22 protein-coding genes and 1 pseudogene are annotated in these 25,337 nt (G+C 67.7%); 13 read left to right on the top strand and 10 right to left on the bottom strand.

Annotated elements, in window-relative coordinates:
- Nucleotides 1–75: 75 nt before the first annotated feature.
- From UCD39_RS16485 to UCD39_RS16475, 3 genes are read right to left on the bottom strand one after another with little or no spacing between them, the layout of a single operon-like run.
- Nucleotides 76–1,503, bottom strand: a complete 1,428-nt coding sequence (locus UCD39_RS16485) for a tetratricopeptide repeat protein (RefSeq protein ID WP_246130865.1) — start codon at nt 1,501–1,503, stop codon at nt 76–78.
- Nucleotides 1,490–2,089, bottom strand: coding sequence for a BON domain-containing protein (locus tag UCD39_RS16480; RefSeq protein WP_330497013.1), 600 nt, complete (start codon nt 2,087–2,089; stop codon nt 1,490–1,492). The genes UCD39_RS16485 and UCD39_RS16480 overlap by 14 nt, the downstream gene beginning before the upstream one ends.
- Nucleotides 2,090–2,146: 57 nt before the next feature.
- Nucleotides 2,147–2,965 (bottom strand): N-acetylmuramoyl-L-alanine amidase family protein, encoded by an 819-nt coding sequence (locus UCD39_RS16475; protein WP_145735969.1) that lies wholly within the window; start codon nt 2,963–2,965, stop codon nt 2,147–2,149.
- A 347-nt stretch (nt 2,966–3,312) separates the two neighbouring features.
- Here UCD39_RS16475 and UCD39_RS16470 point away from each other — a divergent pair, with 347 nt between their 5' ends.
- Complete coding sequence (locus UCD39_RS16470; protein WP_330497012.1) at nt 3,313–3,798, top strand: YajQ family cyclic di-GMP-binding protein; 486 nt, start codon at nt 3,313–3,315, stop codon at nt 3,796–3,798.
- Here UCD39_RS16470 and UCD39_RS16465 read toward each other — a convergent pair.
- Nucleotides 3,755–5,695, bottom strand: a complete 1,941-nt coding sequence (locus tag UCD39_RS16465; protein WP_330497011.1) for a hybrid sensor histidine kinase/response regulator — start codon at nt 5,693–5,695, stop codon at nt 3,755–3,757. The two genes, UCD39_RS16470 and UCD39_RS16465, sit on opposite strands and share 44 nt — an antisense overlap.
- Before the next feature lie 161 nt (nt 5,696–5,856).
- Entirely contained in the window at nt 5,857–6,858 is a 1,002-nt protein-coding gene (gene dgcA, locus UCD39_RS16460; protein WP_330497010.1) for an N-acetyl-D-Glu racemase DgcA, read from the bottom strand.
- Between the two features lie 119 nt (nt 6,859–6,977).
- On the opposite strand from dgcA, the gene UCD39_RS16455 reads away from it, so the two are divergent.
- Complete coding sequence (locus UCD39_RS16455) at nt 6,978–7,805, top strand: hypothetical protein (protein WP_330497009.1); 828 nt, start codon at nt 6,978–6,980, stop codon at nt 7,803–7,805.
- Between the two features lie 23 nt (nt 7,806–7,828).
- Here the strand turns inward: UCD39_RS16455 and UCD39_RS16450 are convergent, their stop codons facing one another.
- A complete protein-coding gene (locus UCD39_RS16450; protein ID WP_330497008.1) occupies nt 7,829–9,160 on the bottom strand; it encodes a CRTAC1 family protein in 1,332 nt (443 codons plus the stop codon).
- Between the two features lie 368 nt (nt 9,161–9,528).
- On the opposite strand from UCD39_RS16450, the gene UCD39_RS16445 reads away from it, so the two are divergent.
- The 4 genes from UCD39_RS16445 (at nt 9,529) to UCD39_RS16430 (ending at nt 15,376) form a co-directional block, all read left to right on the top strand.
- Nucleotides 9,529–11,370: a ribonucleoside-diphosphate reductase subunit alpha gene (locus UCD39_RS16445; RefSeq protein WP_145735981.1), complete on the top strand. Its 1,842-nt coding sequence runs from the start codon at nt 9,529–9,531 to the stop codon at nt 11,368–11,370.
- A gap of 71 nt (nt 11,371–11,441) precedes the next feature.
- Entirely contained in the window at nt 11,442–12,095 is a 654-nt protein-coding gene (locus tag UCD39_RS16440; RefSeq protein WP_330497007.1) for an EF-hand domain-containing protein, read from the top strand.
- Between the two features lie 39 nt (nt 12,096–12,134).
- Complete coding sequence (locus UCD39_RS16435) at nt 12,135–13,100, top strand: ribonucleotide-diphosphate reductase subunit beta (protein WP_145735985.1); 966 nt, start codon at nt 12,135–12,137, stop codon at nt 13,098–13,100.
- Between the two features lie 110 nt (nt 13,101–13,210).
- Nucleotides 13,211–15,376 (top strand): tetratricopeptide repeat protein, encoded by a 2,166-nt coding sequence (locus UCD39_RS16430; protein ID WP_330497006.1) that lies wholly within the window; start codon nt 13,211–13,213, stop codon nt 15,374–15,376.
- Nucleotides 15,377–15,379: 3 nt separating this feature from the next.
- On the opposite strand, the gene UCD39_RS16425 is transcribed toward UCD39_RS16430, so the two are convergent.
- Entirely contained in the window at nt 15,380–16,693 is a 1,314-nt protein-coding gene (locus UCD39_RS16425; protein ID WP_330497005.1) for an Nramp family divalent metal transporter, read from the bottom strand.
- Nucleotides 16,694–16,880: 187 nt separating this feature from the next.
- Here UCD39_RS16425 and panB point away from each other — a divergent pair.
- Together panB and UCD39_RS16415 are read left to right on the top strand one after the other, a co-directional pair.
- Nucleotides 16,881–17,710: pseudogene (panB, locus tag UCD39_RS16420) on the top strand (3-methyl-2-oxobutanoate hydroxymethyltransferase).
- Nucleotides 17,711–17,785: 75 nt separating this feature from the next.
- Nucleotides 17,786–18,673, top strand: a complete 888-nt coding sequence (locus tag UCD39_RS16415) for a hypothetical protein (RefSeq protein WP_330497004.1) — start codon at nt 17,786–17,788, stop codon at nt 18,671–18,673.
- 154 nt (nt 18,674–18,827) lie between these two features.
- On the opposite strand, the gene minE is transcribed toward UCD39_RS16415, so the two are convergent.
- Genes minE through minC form a run of 3 tightly spaced genes read right to left on the bottom strand, consistent with a single transcriptional unit; the run spans nt 18,828 to nt 20,760 of the window.
- Entirely contained in the window at nt 18,828–19,136 is a 309-nt protein-coding gene (gene minE, locus UCD39_RS16410; protein WP_330497003.1) for a cell division topological specificity factor MinE, read from the bottom strand.
- Nucleotides 19,133–19,948 (bottom strand): septum site-determining protein MinD, encoded by an 816-nt coding sequence (gene minD, locus UCD39_RS16405; protein WP_145735995.1) that lies wholly within the window; start codon nt 19,946–19,948, stop codon nt 19,133–19,135. Before minD ends, minE begins: the two co-directional genes overlap by 4 nt.
- 47 nt (nt 19,949–19,995) lie before the next feature.
- A complete protein-coding gene (gene minC / locus UCD39_RS16400) occupies nt 19,996–20,760 on the bottom strand; it encodes a septum site-determining protein MinC (RefSeq protein ID WP_330497002.1) in 765 nt (254 codons plus the stop codon).
- A gap of 1,001 nt (nt 20,761–21,761) precedes the next feature.
- Between minC and UCD39_RS16395 the strand changes: the two genes are divergently transcribed.
- The 5 genes from UCD39_RS16395 to UCD39_RS16375 all read left to right on the top strand — a co-directional run bounded on the left by UCD39_RS16395 (nt 21,762) and on the right by UCD39_RS16375 (nt 25,273).
- Nucleotides 21,762–22,541 carry a PhoH family protein gene (locus tag UCD39_RS16395; protein ID WP_186456035.1) on the top strand — a complete coding sequence of 260 codons (780 nt, stop codon included), beginning with the start codon at nt 21,762–21,764 and terminating at the stop codon, nt 22,539–22,541.
- A 127-nt stretch (nt 22,542–22,668) separates the two neighbouring features.
- Nucleotides 22,669–23,340 (top strand): SCO family protein, encoded by a 672-nt coding sequence (locus UCD39_RS16390; protein ID WP_330497001.1) that lies wholly within the window; start codon nt 22,669–22,671, stop codon nt 23,338–23,340.
- Between the two features lie 90 nt (nt 23,341–23,430).
- Entirely contained in the window at nt 23,431–23,949 is a 519-nt protein-coding gene (locus tag UCD39_RS16385; protein WP_330497000.1) for a copper chaperone PCu(A)C, read from the top strand.
- A gap of 207 nt (nt 23,950–24,156) precedes the next feature.
- Nucleotides 24,157–24,534 (top strand): AtpZ/AtpI family protein, encoded by a 378-nt coding sequence (locus UCD39_RS16380; protein ID WP_330496999.1) that lies wholly within the window; start codon nt 24,157–24,159, stop codon nt 24,532–24,534.
- Nucleotides 24,524–25,273, top strand: coding sequence for a F0F1 ATP synthase subunit A (locus tag UCD39_RS16375; protein ID WP_330496998.1), 750 nt, complete (start codon nt 24,524–24,526; stop codon nt 25,271–25,273). Before UCD39_RS16380 ends, UCD39_RS16375 begins: the two co-directional genes overlap by 11 nt.
- The last annotated feature ends 64 nt before the right edge of the window (nt 25,274–25,337 follow it).

Below are 25,337 nucleotides of genomic sequence, written 5' to 3'. Positions count from 1 at the left end.
CAAGCCGGTGGGATTCCGGCGTCCGGCGTCTGAGGGAACAACAAAAAGCCCCGGAGGATATCCGGGGCTTTTTCATTACTGCAGCATGGGCGTGCCGGTTTCGATTTCCACCAGGGCCGCCAGCATGGGCACGGCCAAGTCCTTGCGCTGGGTGTCGCCGCTATTGCTGCGTTCCGCCGCCGACAGGCCGGCGAGATAGGTGGTGCGCCAGCGTTGATCCTTGAACAGCAATTTATCCGCGCGGGCGCGCTGGGCCAGGATCAGGGGCTTGGGATCGGTGCCCGTCGACAGCAGCTTGTCGATGCGTCCGGACAGGGCCTCCGCCTGCTTGCGGTCGCCGGTCTTCAGCGCGTCGGCCATCAGCTGGACGAAGGTTTCCGCCTTGATGTCCGTGTCCTGCACCTGCTCGGCATAGGTGGTGGCCAACTGCATCTCGCCCCGGGCGCCCAGGCGGCCCAGCACGGCGGGGATGGTCCAGGGGCTTTCCTGCTGCACCGTGCGCAGCAGGCCCAGCGCCAGGTTGGGGTCGCCCAGGTCGCCGGCCGCCACGGCCAACTCGGGCGCGCAGCAATTGCCCTTTCGGTCCTTGAAGCGGCTGAACTGCTCCTCCACCGTGTTCAGGAACATGGTGTGGGCGCGGGCCACGTTACCGGCCTTGTAGAAGCCCTCGGCGACCAGGCCCAGTTCCCAGGCGCAGTTGTTGGCCTGGGCGTAGTCCGCCGCCTCTTCCACCAGCTTGTTGGCCTGGGTCTTGTCGCCCTTCCAGATCAGTGCTTGGCTGATGTCGGTCAAGTTGTAGATGCGGGTGGAGCAGTCGTTGATTCGCCGGGTGATGTCCAGCGCCATGTCCACCTCGCCCGTCAGCGACAGGGCGCGGCCCAGGAACAGGTCGCGGCCGGTGTCCGTCACCGGCGGGGCGCGGCGGAAGGCCGCGATGAAGGGGGCGATGATCTGCTTGGTGCGGTCCTTGTCGCCCAGGTGGTAGTGGGCGACGGCCAGCGACAGCCAGTCCCAGCGCGGGGCGGTGATGGGATAGTCCACGGGCTGGATCAGCCCCTCGATCCGGTACAGGAAGCAGCCGGTGGACTGCGCGTCGTTGCAGGCCAGGCTGCGGATGCGCGACTTGAAGTCGTTATAGTCGAAATCGCCCACGAACTGATTGGTCGACAGCTGCACCGCCAGCGGGCTTTCCGGGCTCTGCACCAGGATGTTGGACAGCAGCTTGTCCGCCTGCAGCAGCAGCCTGGTCTGTTCCTGTAGGTCATAGCTCTGGTCGGCCTTGCGGATGGCCTCCATCGCCTGGACGAACTGGCGGTTGGCCATGGCCTGGGCGTCGGGCAGGGTCTGGTTGCCGGCCAGGCCGGGAATTGGCTGGGCCGCCGCCGGAGCCGCGGGCGCCAGGGCCAGCGTCAGGGCCAGGAGGGGGGCCGCTAGGACCGAAAGACCCGGGAGACGGCCCCGGAAAGCAGAGGAACCCACGGCAACACGCTCAACGACGGACATAATTCACAACCTGGCGGACGCGGGGCAACTCACGGGCATGCTGCAGCACGGCCTCAAGTTCCACCCCACTACGGGCGACGCCCATGATGTAGACCACCTGGTTGACGGTTTCGATGCTGTAGTTGCTGGATTTGACCTGCCCATCCAGCAGCAGGGCCGCCCACAGCTTGGTGTTGATCCAGGCGTCGGTGGCGCTGTCCGACAGGCTGCTTTCGTCTGCGATCTTGATTTCATTCAGAACTTTGCGCACGCCATCGGCTTGCCAGGCCAAACGTACCGCGTCCACCCGCATATCAGGGTCGCGGGCATTGCCGGTCAGCAGCACCTCGCCCCTATCGACGGTGACGTTCAGCCGGCTGTTCATCTCCGGGCTTTTTTCCTTCCACAGCCGATGGATTTGCTCATCGATCTGGCTGTCGGGCACGGTCGGCGCTTCAGCGGCCGCCTCCGCCCGCTGGCGTGCCAATTCCGGCAACTCGCGGCCCGGCGATTGGCATCCCGCCAATAGCGTGCCCATGCCCGCCAGCAACAGAAGGACGGTGCCCGTCACGGGGCGGCGCTGGCGGAGGGGGCGGACGGAGATCATCAGCGGTGCCTTGGTCCCTGTTTTTTGGAAATGCGCGTCGACAGGCTAAAAAGGAAATCAGGCGAAAGTAGGGGAGGCGAGCAAGGTCGCCAACTCCCGCGCCAGGATGCCGGCGATACGCTTGCGCTGGGCCGGGTCGCGCAGCAGCGCCTCATCCTGGCGGTTGGACAGGAAGCCCGTCTCCACCAGGACTGAGGGGATGTCCGGCGCCTTCAACACCACGAAGTTGGCGGAGCGCATGGGGTTTTCCAGCAGGCGCAGGTCGCGGCCGGCACCGCGCACGATACCCTGGCGGGCGACCAGCGAGGCCGCCTTGGTGCGCCGGGTGGCCAGGTCCATCAGGATATCGGCCACCACCGGCTTGGTGTGCTTCAGGTCCAGGCCCAGGCGGTCGGCATAGTTCTCCTTGTCCGCCAGCGCCTGGGAGAAGGCGTCCGACGCCTTTTCCGACAGGGTGTAGGCGGACAGGCCCCGCGCGTTGGCGTTGGGCGCGCTGTCGGCATGGATGGACAGGAACAGGTCGGCCTTCGCCTCCCGCGCGACGTCCACCCGCTCCCCCAACTCCAGGAAGTGGTCGTCCTCTCGGGTCAGGCCGGCGTTAAGGCCCTGGGTCTTGCGCAGTTGCAGGGCCAGCTCCTTGGCCAGGTCCAGCGTCACGTCCTTTTCATAGGTGCCCGCGTGGCCGATGGCGCCCGGGTCCTTGCCGCCATGGCCGGGATCGATCATCACCAGCCGGGGCGTCCGCAGGGCCGCAGGGGGGCGGGCGGCGGCCGCGACCGGCTTCACCAGATGCTCGGCCTGTCCTGGGCGGACGATGCCGCCGACGCCCAGGAACGGTATTCCGACGGCAAGCCGGAGTATGGCCCTGCGATCCATGAGACTAAATCCGCCCGAAAAACTGTGTGAACTCTGTGTGTGGACTCTGCTTGCGCGTGCATCGCCATTCCGCAGCGCAACCGCGTTCCGCGCACGGCGGCGCCTGGAAAGGCCGGACCTTTCCGCATGCGGTATGTTTGACCCGCCCCCTGGCGTATCGCAACAAAATCTTGGGGCCCGGCCACAGAAACACGGGCAGGTGTTGCGCCCGGACGACGCGTCCCACCTTTGCGCGGGCGCCTCCCGCGCCCGGGGGTGCGCCGGGCCGTGGGGGCGTGCTAAAACCGGGGAAGGTGCGCCATCGCTGCGGCGCCGTTGATCACCGTTTATGTGGGAGCCTGATTGCCATGCCGTCCTTCGATATCGTTTCCAAGACCGACAAAGCCGAGGTGGACAACGCCGTGGCCGGCGTGGTGCGTGAACTGGGCCAGCGCTTCGACTTCAAGGGCGCCAAGTGCACCATCGAGCACAAGGACAACGTCATCACCATCGTGGCCGATGACGCGCCCAAGCTGTCGCAGATGCAGGAAATGCTGAAGGTGCATCTGACCCGGCGCAAGCTGGATGTGGGATGCCTGGATTGGGGCACCGACGAACGCGCCGCCGGCGATGCCCGCCGTCAGGAAGTCAAGGTCAAGCAGGGCATCGACAAGGAACTGGCCAAGACCATCGTCAAGGCCATCAAGGACAGCAAGATGAAGGTTCAGGCCGCCATCCAGGGTGAAGAGCTGCGCGTCACCGGCAAGAAGATCGACGATCTTCAGGACGCCATCCGCCTGGTGAAGGGCCTCAAGATCGAACAGCCCCTGCAATACGAGAATTTCCGGGACTGACGCCCGGGCCCGGTGCGGTGGCCCCTTGGCCGCCGCCCGTCCCACGATCTCCGGTCCCATGATGCCCAGTCCCGTGCGCCAGCGCGTCCGCCACCATGCGCTGCAGGCGGGGTGGGGCGATGGGCTTGTGGGCCACGACCACGTCCACAGCGGCGGCCTGCTCCATCAACTGGGGGTCGGTGTCCCCCGTGACCAGCATGCCGCCCACGTCGGCGCCGTAGCGGGCCCGGATGTCGGCGATGATGTCCATGCCGCGCCGATTCCCCGGCAGGCGGTTGTCGGAAATGACCAGGCGCGGCGCCGCCCCGGCCTTGGCCAGCCCCTCGAACAGCGCCTCGGGCGTCGGGGCGGCCAGGGGTATGCAGCCCCAATCCTCCACCATGGCCTCCAACGCCGCCAACTGCAGCGGGTCGTCCTCCAGCAAGGCCACCAGCGGGCCGCCCCCGGCTGGCTGCCCGGTCTGGCCGGCCGGTGTTTCCTTTTCCTTGGCGGGTTCCTTTTCCGGGGGCTCCGTCACCGGCGGTTCGCCGGCGGGCTCCCGCATCGGGGGTGGGGCGGACGGGGGTTCCCTGACCGGGGTGTCGGCGACCGGCGTGTCGGCCGTGGGCCGCGCCCCGGTGACCAGGACGGGCCCCAGGGTGGCCCCCAAGGCGAGAGGGGCGGCGGCGGGCCGGGCCGGTTCAGCCAGGGGCAGGGTGATGGTGAAGCCGGAGCCCCGGTTGGGCGTCGAGACGACCGTGACGGTCAACCCCAGCAGGGTCGCCGTCTTCTTGACGATGGCCAGGCCCAGGCCCAGCCCGTGCTGGGTGTCCCGCTTGTTGTGGGCGCCTTTCGCCGGGCCGCCGGCGGGGCAGGCCGCCGTGTCGCCCCGATAGAATTCATCGAAGATGAAGGGCAACTGGTCCGCCGGGATGCCGCAGCCGGTGTCCCACACCTGCAACTGCACGCTGCCCCCTTGCCGGCGGCAGCCGATGAGGATGCCGCCCTCGCGGGTGTGGCGCACGGCGTTGACGATCAGGTTGCGCACCATGCGGTCGATCAGCACCGGGTCGCTGTCGACCTGGGCGCTGGTACCGACGCAGCGCAGGCGGACGCCGTTGGCCGCGGCCAACGGCCTGAACTCCCCGGCCAGCCGTTCCATCACCGTGGACAGGGCAAAGCGCGTCGGCGTGGGCGTGACGGTCGCCGCCTCCAGCGCCGAGATCTGGACCAGGGCGTTCAGCAGATCCTCGGTGGCGTCCAGCGACTCCGTCAGCTTGGCCGCCAGGTCGCGCTGGGCATCCTCGGTAAGGCGGGCCTCCAGCAGGTGCAGGAACAGGCGCATGGCCTGGAACGGCTGGCGCAGGTCATGGCTGGCGGCGGCCAGGAAGCGGGACTTGGCCCGGTTGGCGCGTTCCGCCTCCGCCTTCACCGCCTGCGCCTCGGCCAGGGCCACGGCGCCGCGGCGTGCCGCCTCCACCGTGATGTCCAGGCCCAGGCCGACGATGCCGACGACGCGGCCATCGGCCTCGCGATGGGGCTCCAGCACCAGGTCGTACAAGCGGCTTTCCGTCTCGCCGGGGATTTCCAGGCGGAACATGTGCCGCTCACCCCGGCCGGTTTCCAGGATGCGGCCCTTGATGGCGTGCAGGGTGGTGAAGCCTTCGGCGCTTTTTCCGCGGCCGTTGCGGATGTCCAGGTCGGTCAGGCCCAGTACGCCGGGACCGAAGGCGGCCACCGGACCCTTGGCCCAAACATAACGCAAGTCGCCGTCCTGAACGAACGCCAGCAAGGGTGCTGGGGCCGACAGGCGGTTCAGTAAGGCGTTTTCAGCCTTGAGCGCGGCGTTTTCGGCGCGCAGGCGGGCCAATTCTTCCCGCTGCTCTCCCGGCTCCCGGCCCAGAATGCGATTTAACATAGCCCTACCAGACGTTTTACTTGCCAGGCTGGGAGTTAATCCTCTTTTAGGCCAAAAGCGAAGTGCGCCCTTGGGCGTAGGCCCGCAGGGGGAGGCCATTTGGCGGGGGTGCGGGAAAGGGTCGCGGGGGACCGCCGGCCGGCCGAAGCCCGCCGCGGCCTTTATCCCCACAGATCCGGCAACGGCGGCGCGGCCGTGGTGCCGTCATAGGCGATGCCCGGCGACCGGTCCCGGGCCAGCAGCAGTGGGCCGTCCAGATCCACGAACGCGGCGCCCTGGGCCAGCAGGTGCGCCGGCGCCATGGAGAGGGAGGTGGCCACCATGCATCCCACCATGACCTGCAGGCCCGCCGCCTCGCATGCCGCCTTCAGGGCCAGCGCCTCGGTCAGGCCGCCGGTCTTGTCCAACTTGATGTTGGCCACCTGATAGCGGCCCACCAGGGCCGCCAGGCTGTCCAGGCCATGCACGGACTCGTCGGCGCCCAGGGGGATGGGGCACCTGTAGTTGGTCAAGTCCGCGTCACGGCCGGCCGGCAGGGGCTGCTCCAGCAGTTCCACGCCCAAGGCCGCCAGGCGCGGGGCGTAACGGTCCAGTTGATCCAGGCTCCAGCCCTCGTTGGCGTCCACCATCAGTCGGGACAGGGGCGCGTTTTCCCGCACCGCCGCCACCCGCTCCAGATCCCCGTCCCCCGTCAGCTTCAGTTTGAGCAAGGGGTAGTGCCTGGCCGCCGCCGCCGCCCGACCCATGTTTTCGGGCGTGTCCACCGACAGGGTGAAGGCGGTGGACAGGGGGCCCGGCGCCGCCGCCAACCCGGCCAGGCGCCAGGCCGGCGTGCCCGTCAGCTTGGCCTCTAAATCCCACAGGGCGCAGTCCAGCGCGTTGCGCGCCGCGCCCGGCGGCATGCGCCTCTGCAATTCCGCGCGGGTCAACCCGGTGGCGACGGCAGCGGCCTGGGCGTCCAGCGCCGCCATCACCCCCGCCACCGTCTCACCATAGCGGGCATAGGGCACGCATTCGCCCCGGCCGGTGACAGGGCCGCGCGGTCCCTCCGCGGTCACCTCCGCCACAACCACCCGGGCCTCCGTCTTGGCGCCGCGGGAGATGCGGAAGGTGCCGCGGATGGGGAAAGTTTCGGCACGGATGACGAGAACAGGCTGGGGCATCAGGATATACCTTGGCGAAAGGTGCCGCCGCCGGCGGGGCGCGGCAACATAACGCTTCGCCACGGCCGGTGCGATCCGGCATTCTCGGGGGCGGCGGGACGGTAGTCGAGGGTTGGGTGGTGATGGAGGATGGACGGCGCAAGCCGGTGGTTTGGCATGAGGCGGCGGCCGCGTTCCGGGAGGTCTTGTCCGACCCTGGACGGACCGCGCGTTTCGCCGGGATGCCGGCCCTGGTGATGATGGCGTTGTACGTCATCCTGGCGTTGACCTATCCGCGGCCGGCCAACCCGGCGCTGGAGGACGCGTGGGAAAACGAGGTCCTGCCCCTCTACCTCATTCCCACCTTCTTCAATGCCTGGTTTTTCATCCGCATGCAGGTGTGGTGGGCGCGGTGGGTGCTGCTGGCCGATGATCGCGTGGCCTTTCTCAGCCCCAGCCTGGGGCGTCGCGAACTGGCCTATTTCACCTGGTCGTTGGCGGCGGCCGTGACCACCTTGCCGGTCCTGCTCTTCCTGCTGCCGTTGCTGAGCCTGATCCAAAGCGCCCTGGTGGCGCTGGGGATGGAGATGCCGACGTCGGCCATGAACGGCCTGGCCGTGATGGCCGCGCTGCCGCCGGTCCTGGTCATGGCGGGCATCTACGGCCGCCTGATGGTGGGGGTGGTGCCCCTGGCGGTCGGTGGCGTCGCCTCGTTCCGCCAAGGCTGGGTCGCCACCCGTGGGGTTTCTCTGCGGCTGACGGCGCTCAGCCTGCTGACCGTGCTGCCGTCCCTGATCACCCTGGTCTTCAGCCGCCTGACCGATCCCGTCGAGATCGCGGCCAGCTATGCCGTCAGCGTCGGCCTCTATGGCGTCGCCTGGGGCGCCTATGCCGTCATGGTGGCCCGGTTCTACGGGCTGACCCTGGGCCGCACCCGCCGGTCGGCGCCGGTGGTGGCGCCGTCCTGACGGCAGGGGCCACCTGCCGGGGGTCAGCAGGTCGGCTGCTGCCCCAGGCTGGGGTGATGCACCACCATGAGCCGGCACAGGTCGGGCTGTTCCAGCTTCAGCGTGGCGCCATCGGGCCAGGTGACCTCCAGCAGGTCCACCTGGGTGAGATCCCCCAGTCCGAAGTGGGCCACCGGCTCGCGCTGATAAGGACCGCCCGATCCGCTGGTGATGCTGCGCAGCTGGCGCCGGCCGCCCGCCGTCAGGCAGACGGTGGCGCCGCGGGCCGGCGCCCCGCCCGCCGTCAGGGGTAGGACGCGCAGCCAGTTGTTGCCGGTGGGGGAGGCCAGGAACAGCGAGAGGGGCTGCGCCTCGCCATCGCCATGGCCCAGCAGCAGTTCCAGCTGGCCGTCGCCATCGATGTCGGCCACGACGGCGGCCGTGCCCAGGCCATCCGGTTCCGCGGCGTCGCCCACATCGATGGAAACCCAGCGGTCTTCCCGCCAGGCGAACAGCCGGTTGGGCTGGCCATGAAGGTTGAAGAACAGCTCCTCATAGCCGTCGTTATCGAAGTCCGCGGCGATGACGGCGCGCACGGGGCCCGGCTGTGCCATTTCCGACGGCGTGACGTCGACGAATCCACCGCCCGCGCGATGCTGGAACAGGCGCTGCGCCCCATCGACGGTGCCCAGGACCAGGTCCACCAAGCCGTCGCCGTCGGCGTCCAGGATGGTGGCGGCGCTTGCCGTTGCGATGGGGTCGTCCAGCCCCAACTCTTCCGCGACCTCCTCATACTGGCCGCCACCCAGGTTGCGGAACAGCAGGTTGGGGCCGTTGGCGCAGCCGACGAACAGGTCCGGCAATGAGCCGGTGAGGCAGGAGCCCAGCAACAGGCGGGCATCGGCCTCGATATCCAGCCCGGCCTCCTCGGCCATTTCGCGCAGGCGCCCGCGGCGATCCAGCTCGAACAATTGCAGCGGCGTGCCCTGGCCGCCGACGACGATGCCATAGCGGCCACTGCCCAGGCGATCCAGGCAGGCCAGCGTGGTGCCGGGTGCCCGGTTGGCGGCGGCGAAATTCTCCGGCAGGGCGGCCAGGTCGACCCAGCGGTTGCCGAAGCAGGCGAACAGCCGGTCCGGGGTGGGCAGGGCGCCGGCCACCCCTGGCGCCGTCGGATCGTTCAATATGTAGAGCTCTTCGCGTCCGTCGCCGTCCATGTCGGCGAACAGCGCGGCCCGGGCGCACGCCCTGGCGTCGGCCAGGGGGCCGGCGGGATGCTCCACCAGGGCGCCGCCGTCCCAGCTTAGCACCCGATTGGGCGCGTCGGCGCAAATCACCACGAAATCGAAGCGGCCATCACCATCTATGTCCCCCACGGCGATTCCCGCACAAGATATAGGGGGGTTGGGGACGATGAGATTCGAGCACGCGATGAACATCAGGCTATCTCCAGGGTACAGGGTGGCCCGCCCGCCCCGCGGGAAGGCCGCGCCGTCGTTAACCATGGCCCGCTCTAGGATAGTGCATGCGGGCCGCGGTTTGCCTGGGAAATTCCGACACAGCGGGGCGTTTCGCGGCTGAACGGCAACACCGGCGCCGTGCAACAAATTTTTTTGAGTCCTATTCCTTAAATTCAGTTGGCGGGCTGTCACGATTTGGTAGGATCAGCGCTCGTTGCCGCTAGATGTGGTGTCCGGTCCTCGGTTATCCACAGCGCAATTCATACACAGCCTGGGGATAAGTCATGCGGGACGGAGACGTTTTCGGCAGGATTCAAGTTGCTAACCGTCCGGCGGTCGTTGTGGATCATTCCCGTGACGATCTGTTGACGGCGTTCGGCAAGGCCACCTTGACCGACCGCTACCTGTTGCCCGGTGAAAGCTTCCAGGATCTGTTCGCGCGCGTGGCCAGCTATTACGCCGACGACGCGGCCCATGCCCAGCGCCTGTATGATTACATTTCCAAGCTGTGGTTCATGCCGGCCACGCCCGTGCTGTCCAACGGCGGCACCTCGCGCGGCCTGCCCATCAGCTGCTTCCTCAACGAGTGCAACGACAGCCTGAAGGGCATCGTCGACCTCTGGAACGAAAATGTCTGGCTGGCCTCGCGCGGGGGCGGCATCGGCAGCTACTGGGGCAACCTGCGCTCCATCGGTGAGAAGGTCGGCGGCAATGGCAAGACTTCCGGCGTCGTGCCCTTCATCCGCGTCATGGACAGCCTGACCCTGGCCATCAGCCAGGGCAGCCTGCGCCGCGGTTCGGCCGCCACCTACCTGCCGGTCTCGCATCCCGAGATCGAGGAATTCATCGAGATGCGCCGCCCCACCGGCGGCGACCCGAACCGCAAGGCGCTGAACCTGCATCACGGCGTGGTCATCCCCGACGCCTTCATGCGTGCGGTCGAGGCGGACGGGGAGTGGGCACTGACCAGCCCCAAGGACGGCTCGGTCATCCGCCGCATTTCCGCGCGGTCCTTGTGGATCCGCATCTTGACCGCCCGCATCGAGACGGGTGAGCCCTACCTGCTGTTCATCGACCATGTGAACCGCGCCATGCCCGAGCACCACAAGCTGGCCGGCTTGTCGGTGAAGATGTCCAATCTGTGCAGCGAGATCACGCTGCCCACGGGGCTGGACCAGCTGGGCAAGGAGCGGACGGCTGTATGCTGCCTGTCGTCGCTGAATTTGGAATACTTCCTGGAGTGGCAGGACCACCCCACCTTCATCGAGGACACGCTGCGCTTCCTCGACAACGTCATGAGCGACTTCATCGAGAAGGCGCCGGACGATATGGAGCGCGCGCGCTATTCCGCCATGCGGGAGCGCTCGGTGGGCCTGGGTGTCATGGGCTACCACAGCTTCCTGCAAAGCCAGGGCCTGCCGCTCGAGGGCGTCATGGCCAAGGTGTGGAACAAGCGCATGTTCGCCCACATCAAGCGCCAGGCCGACGAGGCGTCGCTGAAGCTCGGTCGCGAACGCGGCCCGTGCCCCGACGCCGCCGACTATGGCTCGGAGGAGCGCTTCTCCAACAAGATCGCCATCGCGCCCACCGCCAGCATCTCCATCATCTGCGGCGGCGCCTCGCCGGGCATCGAGCCGCTGGCGGCCAACGCCTTCAACCACAAGACCCTGTCCGGGTCGTTCTCGGTGCGTAACAAGTACCTGGAGCAGACGCTGGCCACCTATGGCCGCAATGACGAGGACACCTGGTCGTCCATCACGCTGAACGGCGGTTCCGTCCAGCACCTGGACTTCCTGTCGGACATGGAGCGCGACATCTTCAAGACGGCGTTCGAGCTGGATCAGCGCTGGCTGATCGAGCATGCGGCCGACCGCACCCCCTTTATCTGCCAGTCGCAGAGCCTGAACATCTTCCTGCCGGCCGACGTGCATAAGCGCGATCTGCACCAGATCCATTTCCAGGCCTGGAAGAAGGGCGTGAAGAGCCTCTATTATCTCCGCTCCATGTCCATCCAGCGGGCGGAAGCCGACATCGGCGCCGTGGTGGCCAAGAAGACGGAAGCGAAAGCCAGCGCCCCGGCGGCCGTGGAAACGAACAATTACGAGGAATGCCTGGCCTGCCAGTGATCGACCGGTTCACCGGTCGACGCAACGGGCCGGTCGTCCGGTCGGTTCATCGATGCTGGCGGGGATGTCGCATGCGGGTTTTGAGGGTACTGGCCGGGGCCGCCTTGGCGGGCGCCATGGGCGTCGGTCTGGTGGGATGCGGCGGGCACGACATGCCCGTCAACCCCTACCTCCAATTGGTGCCGGTCAGCCCGTCCGGGCAAATCCTGGGACCGCCCTCGGGCAGCCAGCTGCAGTACAAGACGGTGTTGTTGCTGTGGTTCCACAAGACGGACGCCAACCACGACGGCGTCCTGACCCGGGACGAGGTTTTGGCCGACGCGGACCGCAGCTTCGACCTGTTCGACCTGGACCATGACGGCAGCATCACCTCGGCCGAACTGGAAAAGTACCGCCTGTCCCAGCCCTTCCGGCCGCAGCCCCACCCGGTGACATCCCTACTCGGGGCCCAGGCCCGCACCGTCCAGCCGGACTCCGTGGAAGCGGCGCCGGAAGGGCAGCGGTATCAGGGGTCGCGGGTGCGGCTGCAGGTGGGTTTGGATCCCGTGATGTCGGCCGACACCGACAGCGATTTCCGGGTGACGCGGGAGGAACTGCGCGCCCAATCGCTGCGCAAGTTCGACCAGTGGGACGCCGACCATGACGGCAAAGTGACCGCCGATGAGTTCCTGACGGCGATGATGGCGCCCTTCGAGGCGCTGACCAAGTCGTCAGGCTGGTTCTGATTCTTTTACCAACGACGTTTAGACGAACGGATTTCGCCCGTGCCCAGCCAGCTTCTGACCCCGAACCCCGTCTACAAGCCCTTCCGTTATCCGTGGGCCTATGAGGCCTGGCTGACGCAGCAGCGCCTGCATTGGATGCCGGAGGAGGTGCCGCTGGCCGACGACGTGAAGGACTGGCGTCAGAAGCTATCGGATGGCGAGCGCAACCTGCTGACCCAGATCTTCCGGTTCTTCACCCAGGCCGACGTCGAGGTGAACAACTGCTACATGAAGAAGTACGCGGCGGTGTTCCAGCCGACCGAGGTGCAGATGATGCTCTCGGCCTTCTCCAACATCGAGACGATCCACATCGCGGCCTACAGCCACCTGCTGGACACCATCGGCATGCCCGAGGTCGAGTACTCCGCCTTCCTCCACTACAAGGAGATGAAGGACAAGTACGACTACATGCAGGAATTCACGGTGGACAACCCCGCCAACATCGCCAAGACCCTGGCGGTGTTCGGCGCCTTCACCGAAGGCCTGCAGCTGTTCGCCTCCTTCGCCATCCTCATGAACTTCCCGCGCTTCAACAAGATGAAGGGCATGGGGCAGATCGTGACCTGGTCAGTGCGTGACGAGACGCTGCACACCCAATCCGCCATCCGGCTGTTCCGCACCTTCGTCGCGGAGAACCAGGAGATTTGGACGGAGGCGTTCCAGAAGGAACTCTACGTCGCCTGCTCCACCATCGTGGCGCATGAGGACGCCTTCATCGACCTGGCGTTCGAGATGGGCGGGGTCCAGGGCCTGACCGCCGAGGACGTGAAGCAGTACATCCGCTGGATCGCTGACCGTCGCCTGGTGCAGCTGGAGTTGCAGCCCATCTATCGCGTGGAAAAGAACCCGCTGCCCTGGATGGACGTCATGCTGAACGGCGTGGAACACGCCAATTTCTTTGAGAACCGCGCCACGGAATACAGCAAGGCCGCCACCGGCGGCAGCTGGGACGAGGCGTTTGATTGACCTTTTTCGCAGTATTGCGGAAATGCTAATGGACGGGGCGTCGATGCTATCATCGGCGCCCTGTTGCATTACAATGTTGGCGACCGGCAGACGGTGGAAAAGGGGCGGTCGTGGGTGACGAGGGTTATGATTTGCTGGTGAACGGCCGGTGGGAAGAGGCGGCGGCCCATTTCCATCGTGTCGTAACCGCCGCGCCCGATAACGCCTCCGCCTGGAACAATCTGGGCGTCGCGCTGATGGGCATGGGCTATGGCGAGGCCGCGGTTGACGCTTTCAGGCGCGCCTTGGCGGCGCAAGCGGACGATCCGGCCGCCCGCGCCAACCTGGATTTGGCCCTGGCCCGGACGGGCGCCCCACCGGCCGCCACGCCCCGTCCCGAAAAGCCGGCGGCGGCGCAGCTTTCGGGGCGCGACGCGGCGGTCGCCTTGAACGTCACCGGCAATGACCATTTCGCGGCGGCGCGCTGGCAGCCGGCGGCGGATGCTTATGCCCAGGCGCTGGCCCTGTGGCCCGACTATGCCGATGCGCAGGGGAACCTGGGGAACGCGCTGCGAGCCCTGGGGCGGATGGAGGAGGCCGTGGCGGCCTACCGACGGGCGGTGACCCTGGCGCCAGACGAAGCCGGCCACTGGTGCAACCTCAGCATGGCGCTGCAGGCCACCGGCCTCCTGGCGGAGGCCGCCGCCGCCGCGCGCCGCGCCCTGGAGCTTCGGCCCGACATGGCGTTGGCCCACGCCTGCCTGGGGATCGCCCTGCGCGATCTGAAGGATTTGGACGGCGCCATCGAGGCCTTCAAGCGGGCCCTGGACCTGGACGGGGGCTTGGCCGATGCCATTCACGCCCTCTCGGGCTGCCTGATGGAGCGTCGGCGTTGGGACGAGGTGGAGGCGTTGGGGCGCCGTGCCTTGCTGCGGAATCCCCAGTCCCTTGATGCCCTGGTTTGCCTGGCCGTCGCCCTCCAGGGCCAGAATTGGCTGGAGGAGGCGCTGGGCTATGCCCGGCAGGGTTTGGCGATGCAGCCGGGTAATGAACTGGCGCTGAATGTGGCGGCCGCGGCCCTGCACGGGCTGGACCACCAGGACGAGGCCATCGCCGTCGCGGTGCGCGGGGTGGCGCTGGCCCCCCGGAACGCCGACCTGCACAACACCCTGGGGATCGTGCTGATGGATGCCGGCCGCATGGCGGAGGCCCAGGCGTCGCTGCGCCAGGCCATCGCCTGCAAGCCCGATTTCGCCACCGCTCACATGAACCTGGGAATGGCCTGCCTGCAGATGGGCCAGTTGACGGAAGGCTGGGCGGAATACGAATGGCGGCTGCGGGACGGGCATGAGATCAGGTTGTGGGATGTGATGCCCGAACGGGCCTGGCGCCCGGGGGAGGACATCACCGGCCGCGCCTTGATCCTGCATTGTGAGCAGGGCATCGGCGATCTCATCCAATTCAGCCGCTACGCCGACCGCCGGTGGTGGGGCGGTGCCGGCCGTTCCGGCCCACCGTCCAAGATCGTGCTGCGCGTTCCACGGGCGCTGGCCGGCGTGATGTCCACCGTGGCGGGGGTGGACGCCCTGCTGGTGGATGATGAGCTGCCGGACAGCTGCGATGTTCACGCCCCCTTGCTCAGCCTGCCCCACCTGTTGGGCACGACCCTGGAAACCATACCGGCCGCGATACCCTACATGAGGCCGCCGGACGCGGCCATGGACCGCTGGTGCGGCTGGTTCGCGGCGGAGGCGGATGGAAGCCGGACGACCGGGCGCGCGCGTCCGCTTCGGGCCGGCCTGGTCTGGGCCGGCAATCCCGGGCATCGGGGTGACCGCCACCGCTCCATTCACGACCTGGGCGCCCTGGCGCCGCTTTGGGCGGTTCCGGGTGTGCGCTGGTACAGCTTGCAGGTCGGTCCCCGCGCCGCCGACGTGGAAAAGCTGCCGCCTGGCCAGGTGGTGGATTTGAGCGGTCGCCTGCAAGACTATGGCGACACGGCCGCGGTCATCGCGCACCTGGACATCGTGGTCACCGTCGACACCTCCGTCGCCCATCTGGCCGGCGCCATGGGCAAGCCCGTCTGGCTGCTGATCTCCAACCGTCCCGATTGGCGCTGGATGCGCGATCGGACGGACAGCCCGTGGTATCCCACGGCCCGCCTGTTCCGGCAGACGCGGATGAACGACTGGTCCGGCCCCATAGCCGGCATCGCCGCCGCCTTGAGCGAGCAGGTGGCGCGGCCGAGCGACCCGGTCACCCACCAGGAGGCATTGTCCCGCCTGTTCGGGCTGTAGCCCTCAGCCCGTGACCGTCTGGACGATCAGCATCCCGTTCAGCAGGACGATGATGCCCGCCACCGCCCAGGCGGCAGCCAGCGTGGCGCGGGACGCCATCAGGTTGCCCATGATGCGCCGGTCGCCGCAAAACCGGACCAGGGGGATGACGGCGAAGGGCAACTGCAGGCTCAGCACCACCTGGGTGAAGATCAGCAGCGTCGTGGCGGCCGACTCGCCGGCCAGGGCCAACACCAGTACCGTGGGCACCAGGGCCAGCAGGCGGGTCACCAACCGCCGCCACACCGGCTTCAGCCGCAGGGCCACGAAGCCTTCCATCACCACCTGTCCCGCCAGCGTGGCCGTGACCGTGGAGTTCTGGCCGGCCGCCAGCAGGGCCACCGCGAACAGCAAGCTGGCCAGGGGCGCCCCCAGCATGGGGGACAGCAGGCGGTAGGCTTCCTCGATATCGTCCACCAGCGCCTGGCCATGGAAGGCGGCGGCCGCCAGGATCAGGATGCCGGCGTTGATGAAAAAGGCGATCGACAGCGCCACGGTGCTGTCCAGCGTGGCGAAGCGGATGGCCTCGCGCCGGCCCGTCTCATCCTGGTTGAAGGCGCGGGTGCGCACCACGGCGGAATGGAGGTAGAGGTTGTGGGGCATGACGGTGGCGCCCAGGATGCCCACGGCCACGTAGAGCTTGGCCGGATCGCTCAGCAGGTCGGCCGTGGGCACGAAACCGGCCAGGACGGCGCCCAAGGCTGGCCGGCTCAACGCCACCTCCGCCAGGAAGCACAGGCCGATTAGGGTGATCAGGCCCAGGATGAAGGCCTCCAGCCGGCGCACCCCTCGATTCTGCAGGGCCAGGATCAACAGGCTGTCGAAGGCGGTGATGATGGCGCCCACGATCAGGGGTAGGCCGAACAGCAGTTTCAGCGCGATGGCGGAACCGATGACCTCCGCGATGTCGCAGGCGACGATGGCGATCTCGCATAACACCCACAGCAAGAAGGCGGTGCGGACTCCATAGCGCTCCCGGCACAGCTGCGCCAGGTCACGGCCACTGGCGATGCCCAGGCGCACCGACAGCGCCTGGAGCAGCATGGCCATCAGGCTGGACAGCAGGATGACGGACAGCAGGGTGTAGCCGAACCGCGACCCGCCGGCGATGTCGGTCGCCCAGTTGCCGGGGTCCATATAGCCCACGGCCACCAGGTACCCGGGGCCGGAGAAGGCCAGCAGCTTACGCCAGAACCCGCCGGCTATGGGCACGCTGGCCGTGGACCCGGCCGAGGGGCCTGGCCACTTGTCTTTGCTCGCGTCGACCGCGGACTGCATGCGCCGCCTTTTCGTACTGGATCGGGGGAAGAGCGATGAGGAAGAAAGACGACCATAGCGAAGTTCCCGGCGCGTCACGAGTGGGGGTGTGCTGCGCCCGGTGCGACCTTGTCTCCATTCATTGGCGCCTGCCGGCGCTTTGGTGTAGGGATGCGGCCCGAAACGTCCTCGAAGGATCGGTACCGGGATGAGCGCCACCACCGCCGTGAAACGCCTCAGCGTGCCTGACATCGCCGCCCGCAAGGGGGGCACGCCCGTGGTTTGCCTGACGGCCTACACCGCCCCCATGGCGGGTCTGCTGGATCCGCATTGCGACCTGTTGCTGGTGGGCGACAGCGTGGGCATGGTCCTGTACGGCCTGCCCAGCACGCTGGGCGTCACCGTCGACATGATGGTGGCCCATGGTGCCGCCGTCGTGCGCGGTTCCACCCGTGCCGCCGTGGTGGTGGACCTGCCCTTCGGCAGTTATCAGGAAAGCCCGGAGCAGGCCTTCCGCACCGCCGCCCGCATCCTGGCGGAGACGGGTGCCGCCGCCGTGAAGCTGGAAGGGGGGAGGAGATGGCCCCCACCATCGACTTCCTGGTGCGCCGGGGCATCCCCGTCATGGGCCATGTCGGCCTGACGCCGCAGGCGGTGAACGCCCTGGGCGGCTATCGCGCCCGCGGGCGGAGCGAGGCGGAGCAGGCCAAGATCCTGGGCGATGCCCGGGCCGTGGCCGAGGCTGGCGCCTTCTCCCTGGTGATCGAGGGGGTGGTGGAACCGCTGGCCCGCCAGGTGACTGAGTTGGTGCCCGTGGTCACCATCGGCATCGGCGCCAGCGCCGCCTGCGACGGCCAGGTGCTGGTGTCGGATGACATGCTGGGTCTGTTCGCCGATTTCACGCCCAAATTCGTGAAGCGCTACGCCGACCTGGCCAGCCAAGTCGGCGCCGCCGCCCAGGCCTATGCCGAGGACGTTCGGGCCCGGCGCTTCCCGGGGCCCGAGCACACCTTCGCCGAGAGGCCGGTGAAGGTGTGATGCCGTTGGGGACGATGTTGCCATTTGTGCCTGCTTATGTTCTCATCATGTTCCGTTCTGGGGCAGGAGGGAACCATGGTGAACAGGACACGCAAGGCCAAGGCGGGCGACGCCTCCCTTCAGACTCAGATGGATCTTTTCGGGGCGCCCGCGCCAGCGGCCCTTAACCCGCCCACGCCGCTGCGGCCCCGCTCCCCCGCCGAGCCGGCCCCGACCGAGTTGGACGACGCTACCCTGTTGGCGCGGCTGCCCGATTCCCCGCTCAGCAAGGCCCTGCCCCTGATCGCGGAGGCGGGTCGCCGCCGGTTGACGGCAGCCGTTCCCCTGCTGGGGCAGCGCCTCAAGCGTTTGGCCGGCTATGGGCTCAGTGGACGGGAGCCGGTGGCGGTGCTGGATGCGCTGGCCGCCATCGGGGGACCACAGGCGACCGCCATTGTCGCCGGCCTGCTGAGTGGCGCCGGCTTGGCCGGGCCGGTGGAGGTGGCGGCGCTGGGCGCCGCCGTTCGGCTGGAGGTGGCGTTGGATCGCAAGGTGCTGCTGCGCCTGTTGGGCAATGCCGATGCGGCGGCGCGGGCCGCCGCTTGCCGGTGCGTGCGCCAGGCGGAATTTCCCGTCGTCGACGCCCTGGAACGCTTGCGGGCCGATCCCGACCGGGCGGTGGCCACTGGCGCGGTTTGCGCCTTGGGCCGGCTGGGCCGCCCCACCGTGCGGGCCGATCTGGCGCAGCTGGTGACGGCGGCGCCGACGCGGGAGACGGTGGCGGCCTTGGTTTCGGTCATGGACCATGTCGGCGTGGACGCCGACAGCCTGGTGGCCCTGCGCCGTGCGGCTCGTCATCCCGAGCTGCGGGAGGCGGTACTGGAGGCGTTGGACGGTTTCGACGACGCCCAGGCCACGGCGCTGGCGGTCAAGCTGCGCCAGCAGATGGTTAATCAGCAGGAAAGCCGGGCGGACGCCGCCTGAGAACGACAAAGGCCGGCCCCAACGGACCGGCCTTTGCCGAGTTCACATCCACCCCGCTCTCCTCAGGCCAGCGACCGCTGGCCCCGGAGTGAGCACCGCAGGGCGGAACGAGGATAGCCAAGGCCGCGGATGCGGCCGCCCGGAGAGAAAACGATCAAGCGTTTCCGGCCGCGACGACCTTGCCGGCGGCGGCGCGGGCCGCCCCCTTGGCTGGGGCGGGCAGTTCCACGTTGACCTCCAGCGTGGAATAGCCGCTGGCCCGGTCCAGCTTCACCGCCACCTTGTCGTCGTCGATGGAGACGTACTTCTTGATGACGTCCAGCAGCTCTTTCTGCAGCTGGGGCAGGAAGTCGGGGCTGTCACGGCCAGCCCGCTCATGGGCCAGGACGATCTGCAGGCGTTCCTTGGCCTGGTCGGCCGCGGACGCCTTCTTGGGCGTGCGGAAGAAATCGAAAATGCTCATGCGGTCCTCCGCAGCAGCCGGTCGAAGAAGCCCTTCTTCTCCACTTTGACGAAGCGGTGCTCGATCTTTTCGCCCAGGAAGCGGCCGACGGCGTCGGAATAGGCCTGACCGGCGTTGGACTTGTCGTCCAGCACCACGGGCATGCCGACGTTGCTGGCGCGCAGCACGGCGGGGCTTTCCGGGATGATGCCCAGCAGCGGGATGGCCAGAATCTCCAGCACGTCCTCGACCTTCAGCATCTCCCCCTTCTCAACCCGCTCGGGGTCATAGCGGGTGACCAGCAGGTGCTCCTGCACCGGGGACTCGCCCTTTTCGGCACGGCGCGACTTGGCCTGGATGACGCCCAGGATGCGGTCGCTGTCCCGCACCGAGGAGACCTCGGGGTTCGTCACGATGATGGCGTGGTCGGCGAAGTACAGCGCCATGAGGGCGCCGCGCTCGATGCCGGCCGGGCTGTCGCAGATGATGTAGTCGAACTCTTTCTTGAGCTCTTCCAAGATCTTCTCGACGCCTTGCTCGGTCAGGGCATCCTTGTCGCGGGTCTGCGAGGTGGGCAGGATGTACAGGTTCTCCACCCGTTTGTCCTTGATCAACGCCTGGCTGAGGCGCGCCTCGCCGTTGATGACGTTGATGAAGTCGAACACCACGCGGCGCTCGCACCCCATGATCAGGTCCAGGTTGCGCAGGCCCACGTCGAAATCGATGATGCAGGTCTTGAACCCCCGCAAGGCCAGGCCGGTGCCGAAGGCGGCGGATGAGGTGGTCTTGCCGACGCCGCCCTTGCCCGATGTCATGACGATGATCTTGGCCAAGAACGTCTCCCTTGGAAAAGAAGGTTACTGGGAAAACCGGCCGTGCGTCAGACGGTGACCGGATCGATGTGGAGGAAACCCTGGTCCAGGTAGATCTGGACCTGGCGGCGCAGGACGGATTTCTCCAGATCCTCGCTCACCCGGTACAGCCCGGCGATGGAGACCATCTCCGCCTCCAGGCTTTGGCAGAAGATGCGGGCGTTGCGGTCGCCCGCCATGCCCGCCAGCGCGCGGCCGCGTAGCGAGCCATAGACATGGATGTTGCCATCGGCCACCAGCTCGGCCCCCGGCGACACCGACCCGATGACCACCAGGTCGCCGCCTTGTGCGTACAGCTGCCGGCCGGAACGCACGTTCTCCCTGACCAGCAGGGTGGCCTTCTGGTAGGGCAGGTCGTGCGCCGGGGCGGCGGCGGGCGCCGCGGCGGCCGGGGCGTCGGCCAAGGCGACGGGACGGGGGGCCGTCGGCTGCGCATCCGCCGCCGCGCGCCCTTGCGGGAACACGGCCAGGCCAACGGCCAACGCCGCCTCCTGCTGTTCACGGGTACCGCCCTGCAGGCCCACGGCGATCAGGCCCAAGGTGCGCAGCAGGTCGCAGAAATTCTCGAAATCAAAACCCTGTCCCGGCGGAAGATCGTCCAGGTCCAGCACTACCGGCGCATTGCGGAAAAAATTGGGCGCCTGGCGCACCTTGTCCGACAGGGCGAAAAAGAAATTCTGGGCATGCGGGTCGGATACCTTCAGCACCATCATGGTGAAGTTGCTGCCGCGCAGTTGGAACGGCGCGTCCCGGAATGCCACTTGGTTGCTCATTCTCGCCCCTGACCCCTTCAATCCCTTGGCTTCCTGACCATCACCCGCCCGCGCCGACCGGAAATGCGGCAAGGACCCCGGCGAAGCCGGACTTAGCCACCGATCGCCCGCAGGGGGGCAGAGGGTCCTCGAAATGCGGGGGCACGTCCCTGGGCCCCGGTCTCATCCGGGGCGGGCAGGACGTCGCCCCAGGCCGTACCCATCGAAGGCGCGTTTCAAAACCAGATGGGCGCGGGCGTCAAGGGAATCCTCAGATCCACATTTTGAGCGGAAAGCGCCAGCCCACACAATATTTATTGAGTCTTAGTGCACCTTCGGGGTGGCCAGTCCTCATGGGGGTCGGGAGGTCGGCGAGCCAGCGTCTTGAATCACGGGGCCGTTTCCGCCGCAACGCGGCAATCCGCCTTGAAAGAGGGCGCCCCTGGCGGCGCCGGCCAAGGCTCGGGGGATGCCGACTCGGTTCCGCCGGCCTCGCCCTCCTCCGCCAACTCGGCCTACCCCTCACTCCGGACGGGGCACTACATATGGGGTGTGAATCTTTCATGTATGCCCCATGGATTGCTGACAGACGCTCGCACCTGCGGTAGAGTGCATACCAGGGTCGTCACTCGAGAATGACGGAACGGTGTGTTGCCAAACTGTGCGCCGCTGCCTTTGTCACGACATGCACGCCGGGGGAGGGGCCTTCCCCTGATGCCCCCGCCGCCGTCGCCCCTCGAACGATCGATCCAGGATCGGCCCCCATCGTCCCCCGGACCGGCGTCCCCCGGACCCGCACGCCGGCCTTCCGCACTTGGATGCGGACGGCCCGCCCGGCGCCCCGCGATGGCCCTCACCAAACCGCATGCCCCGTTGAGTTGGGGATGCGGTTTTTTCGTGCCCGGTCTCCGGCGCCCGGGGTCCCAACCCCCGGGGTCGCCCGGCACGCGGTTTACTGCCTGCCTAGTAACCAGGCCGCGGGTGTTCCCGCGGCGCAATCCGGTGTGACTGAGGAGACAGACATGGCCAAGCGTCCAGTGAAGGTGCCCCCCGGCGGCTCCAGCTCCGACAAGGTGCGCCCGCTTTTCCCCGATGCCATGCCCGGCCGGTCGGCCAATGGGGCAGCCGGCGGGCCGGCCAGTTCCGGCTGGGACCCGGTGGAGGAGCGGCGGGATCAGAGCTATGTGCGCAAGGTCAAGCCGCAAAGCCCCAATCAGAAGGTGCTGATGGAGGCCATCGCCACCCACAATCTGGCGCTGGCCTTGGGCCCGGCGGGCACGGGCAAGACCTATCTCGCCATTTCCAGCGCGGTGGAAGCGCTGGAGGCCGGCCGTGTCGACCGCATCATCCTGTCCCGCCCCGCCATCGAGGCGGGGGAGAGCATCGGCTACCTGCCGGGCGACATGGGCGAGAAGATGGCCCCCTTCCTGCGCCCGCTGTATGACGCCTTGAACGACCGCCTGGGCGGCAAGCGCCTGCGCACCCTGATGGCGGAGGGCACCATCGAGATCGCGCCGGTGGGCTTCATGCGCGGCCGCACCCTCAACAACTCCTTCGTGGTGATCGACGAGGCGCAGAACTGCACCTACGGCCAGATCAAGATGCTGCTGACCCGCCTGGGCTGGCATTCCACCATGGTCCTGACGGGCGATCCGGACCAGTCCGACCTGCTGAATGGCTTGTCCGGGCTGGCCGACATCGCCCGCCGGCTGGAGGCGGTGGAGGGCATCGCCGTCGTTCGCCTGAATGATCGCGACATCGTCCGCCACCCGCTGGTGGCCAGCATGCTGACCGTGCTGTAAAGCGCCTGGCGCAGTCATGAGAGAGGGGCGGGCGGCGCCGACGGGTGCCGCCCGCCTTTGTTTTCAGGGCCGGGGCGCGCTAAGTTAAAGAGGCATTCCCTCCCGTCGCGCGGGCGCTGTATTTCCCATGGCCAAGAAACGTCTGATCCGCTTGCTGGTCACCCTGGTGCCGGCCCTCGCCTTCGCGGCCCTGGTCGCCTGGTGGCTGGGGGCGCCGCCTTCGTCGCGCCCGGCGTCCAGCGCCAGCAGCACGGGCGCCGCCCCAGCCTCGGGTGGTGGCGGCCAGATCGTGCCGGGCGTGGCCGTGGGCGGCCCCTTTACCCTGGTGGACCAGTCGGGCAAGACGGTGACGGAGAAAAGTTACACCGGCTTCTGGCGGCTGATGTTCTTCGGCTACACCTTCTGCCCTGATATCTGCCCCACGGAACTGCAGGTGATGACCCAGGCCATGGACCAGCTGGGGGCGGAGGGCGACAAGGTGCAGCCCATCTTCGTCAGCGTCGATCCCGGCCGCGACACACCGCAGCAACTGTCCGACTATGTGGCACAGTTCCATCCCCGGCTGGTTGGCCTGACCGGCACGGCCGCCCAGGTGGCGGCGGCGACGCGCGCCTGGCGGGTCTATGCCGCCAAGGTCGCCGGCGACGATCCGGATAATTACCTCATGGATCATTCCACCTACGTCTATCTCATGGATCCGGACAACCATCTGGCCACCATCTTCGCCCGGGGCACCACGGCGGAGGACATGGTGAAAGGCATCCGCGAGGCCATGGCCAAGGCGTCGGCGGGGAAGTAGGCCGGGGCGGCTGGGCGCTTCCGTCCTCTTGCGCCGCTGCTGTCTTCCGGGCACATCGTGCCGTCACTCTCTCGAACCGGGGTTGAGCCCATGGCCCGCGTCCGTTCCGTTCTCGCGTCCCTGATGATCGCCGCCGCGTCGGCGGCCCTGCCTGCCGTCGCGTCCGCGCAGGAGGCCGCCGCCCCGGCGCCCGCTGTCCAGGCCACCGCCGCCTGGGCGCGGCCCACCATCCGCGGTGCCCGCGCCGGCGTGGCCTTCGTCACGCTGCACAATGCGGGCCCGGCCGACCGGCTGGTGGGCGTCGACGCCGACGTGGGCAAGATGGCCCAGTTGCATGTGATCACGGTGGTGGACGGCATCGCCCGCATGCGGCCGCTGATCGACGGTGTCGCCCTGCCGGCGGGGGGCACGGTGACCCTGAAACCCGATGGGCCGCACATCATGCTGATGGGCCTGACCCAGCCGCTGGTGGTGGGTCAGCGCGTCCATTTGACCCTGCGCTTCAAGGCCGCGGCGCCCGTCACCGTCGAGGCGACGGTGCTGGCGCCGGGGGCGGAGCCCGGCATGGTCGGCGGTGCCACGCAGGGTGGCGGGCGGAGCGGGGGCTGAGCTTGGGACATCACCCCTGCGCGTGCGGCGCGGGGCACTAAAATAGTCCTTTAGAATCATGCACTTGATCCTGTGCTTTTGCGACTTGACAGGGGGTGGGCCGCCCCGTATGGTGCCGCCGCTTTCGCATGGCGACGACTCCATTGCGGCGGAAGGGGCATACCTCCAGGGGTTTAGACCTTGACGGACCAGACACCCCCGCCTTCCTTGGATGAGCTTGAGGCCCGCTTGCGGGAAGCGCGACGGGGCGCCGAGTCTTCCTCTTCCTCTCCCACACAGCGGAAAGATGAGGCGGGCAACGGTTTCCTGGGTGTCGCGTTCCGCATCGGCGCCGAGCTGGTCGCGGCGATGGTGGTCGGCGTCGGTGGCGGTTTGGTCATCGATCGCTGGCTGGGCACGTCGCCCTGGGGGCTGATCGTTATGTTCGTCCTGGGGTCGGCGGCCGCGATGTTGAACGTATACCGGGCCGTGAACGGCATGGGATACGCGGTGGGATACCGGCGGCCGGGCTCGGACGCCAATTCAGGGGGCGGAACCAACTCCACCCCCGCCAAGGATGAAGGTGAGGGGAATCGTGGCCACTGATCCGCTGCATCAGTTTCGCATTGAGCAGATCGTTCCTCTGCATCTCGCTGGGCACGACGTCTCCTTCACCAATTCTTCCTTCTACATGGTGGTCGCCGCCGTCCTGATCACCGGGCTGCTGGTGGCCGGCACCGCCTCGCGCGCGCTGGTCCCGGGCCGGCTGCAGTCGGTGGCGGAGCTGCTGTACGAATTCGTATCGGGCATGGTGCGGGACAACGCGGGCGCCGAGGCGCGCCCCTACTTCCCGCTGGTGTTCGCCATCTTCGCCTTCGTGCTGTTCGGCAACATGATTGGCATGGTCCCCGGCACCTTCACCTTTACCAGCCACATCATCGTGACCTTCACGCTGGCGGCCTTGGTATTCGTGTTCGTGACCCTGGTGGCGCTGATCCGCCACGGCTTCCACTTCTTCAGCTTCTTCTTCCCCTCGGGCGCGCCCATCGCGCTGGCGCCCATCCTGATCCCCATCGAGATCATCTCCTACTTGATGCGGCCGGTCAGCCTCTCCATCCGACTGTTCGCCAACATGATGGCGGGCCACACCATGCTGAAGGTCTTTGCCGGCTTCACGATCACCATGATCGGTGCCCTGGGTGCCGTCGGCTGGCTGGCCGGCGCCGTGCCGGTGGCGATCAACGTGGCCCTGATCGGCTTTGAGATCATGGTCGCCTTCCTGCAGGCGTACGTCTTCACCATCCTGACCTGCCTCTACATCCGCGACGCCATCGAGCTGCACTAAGCCCGGGTTGACCGTCGGTAGAGCCTGTCTTCACCTTTCAACCGTTCCATCACAGAGGAAGTCT

Origin of the sequence: Nitrospirillum karajorum, assembly GCF_036348415.1 — a bacterium.
GTDB lineage: Bacteria > Pseudomonadota > Alphaproteobacteria > Azospirillales > Azospirillaceae > Nitrospirillum > Nitrospirillum amazonense_B.
This window is presented reverse-complemented; position numbering and strand designations above follow the sequence as displayed.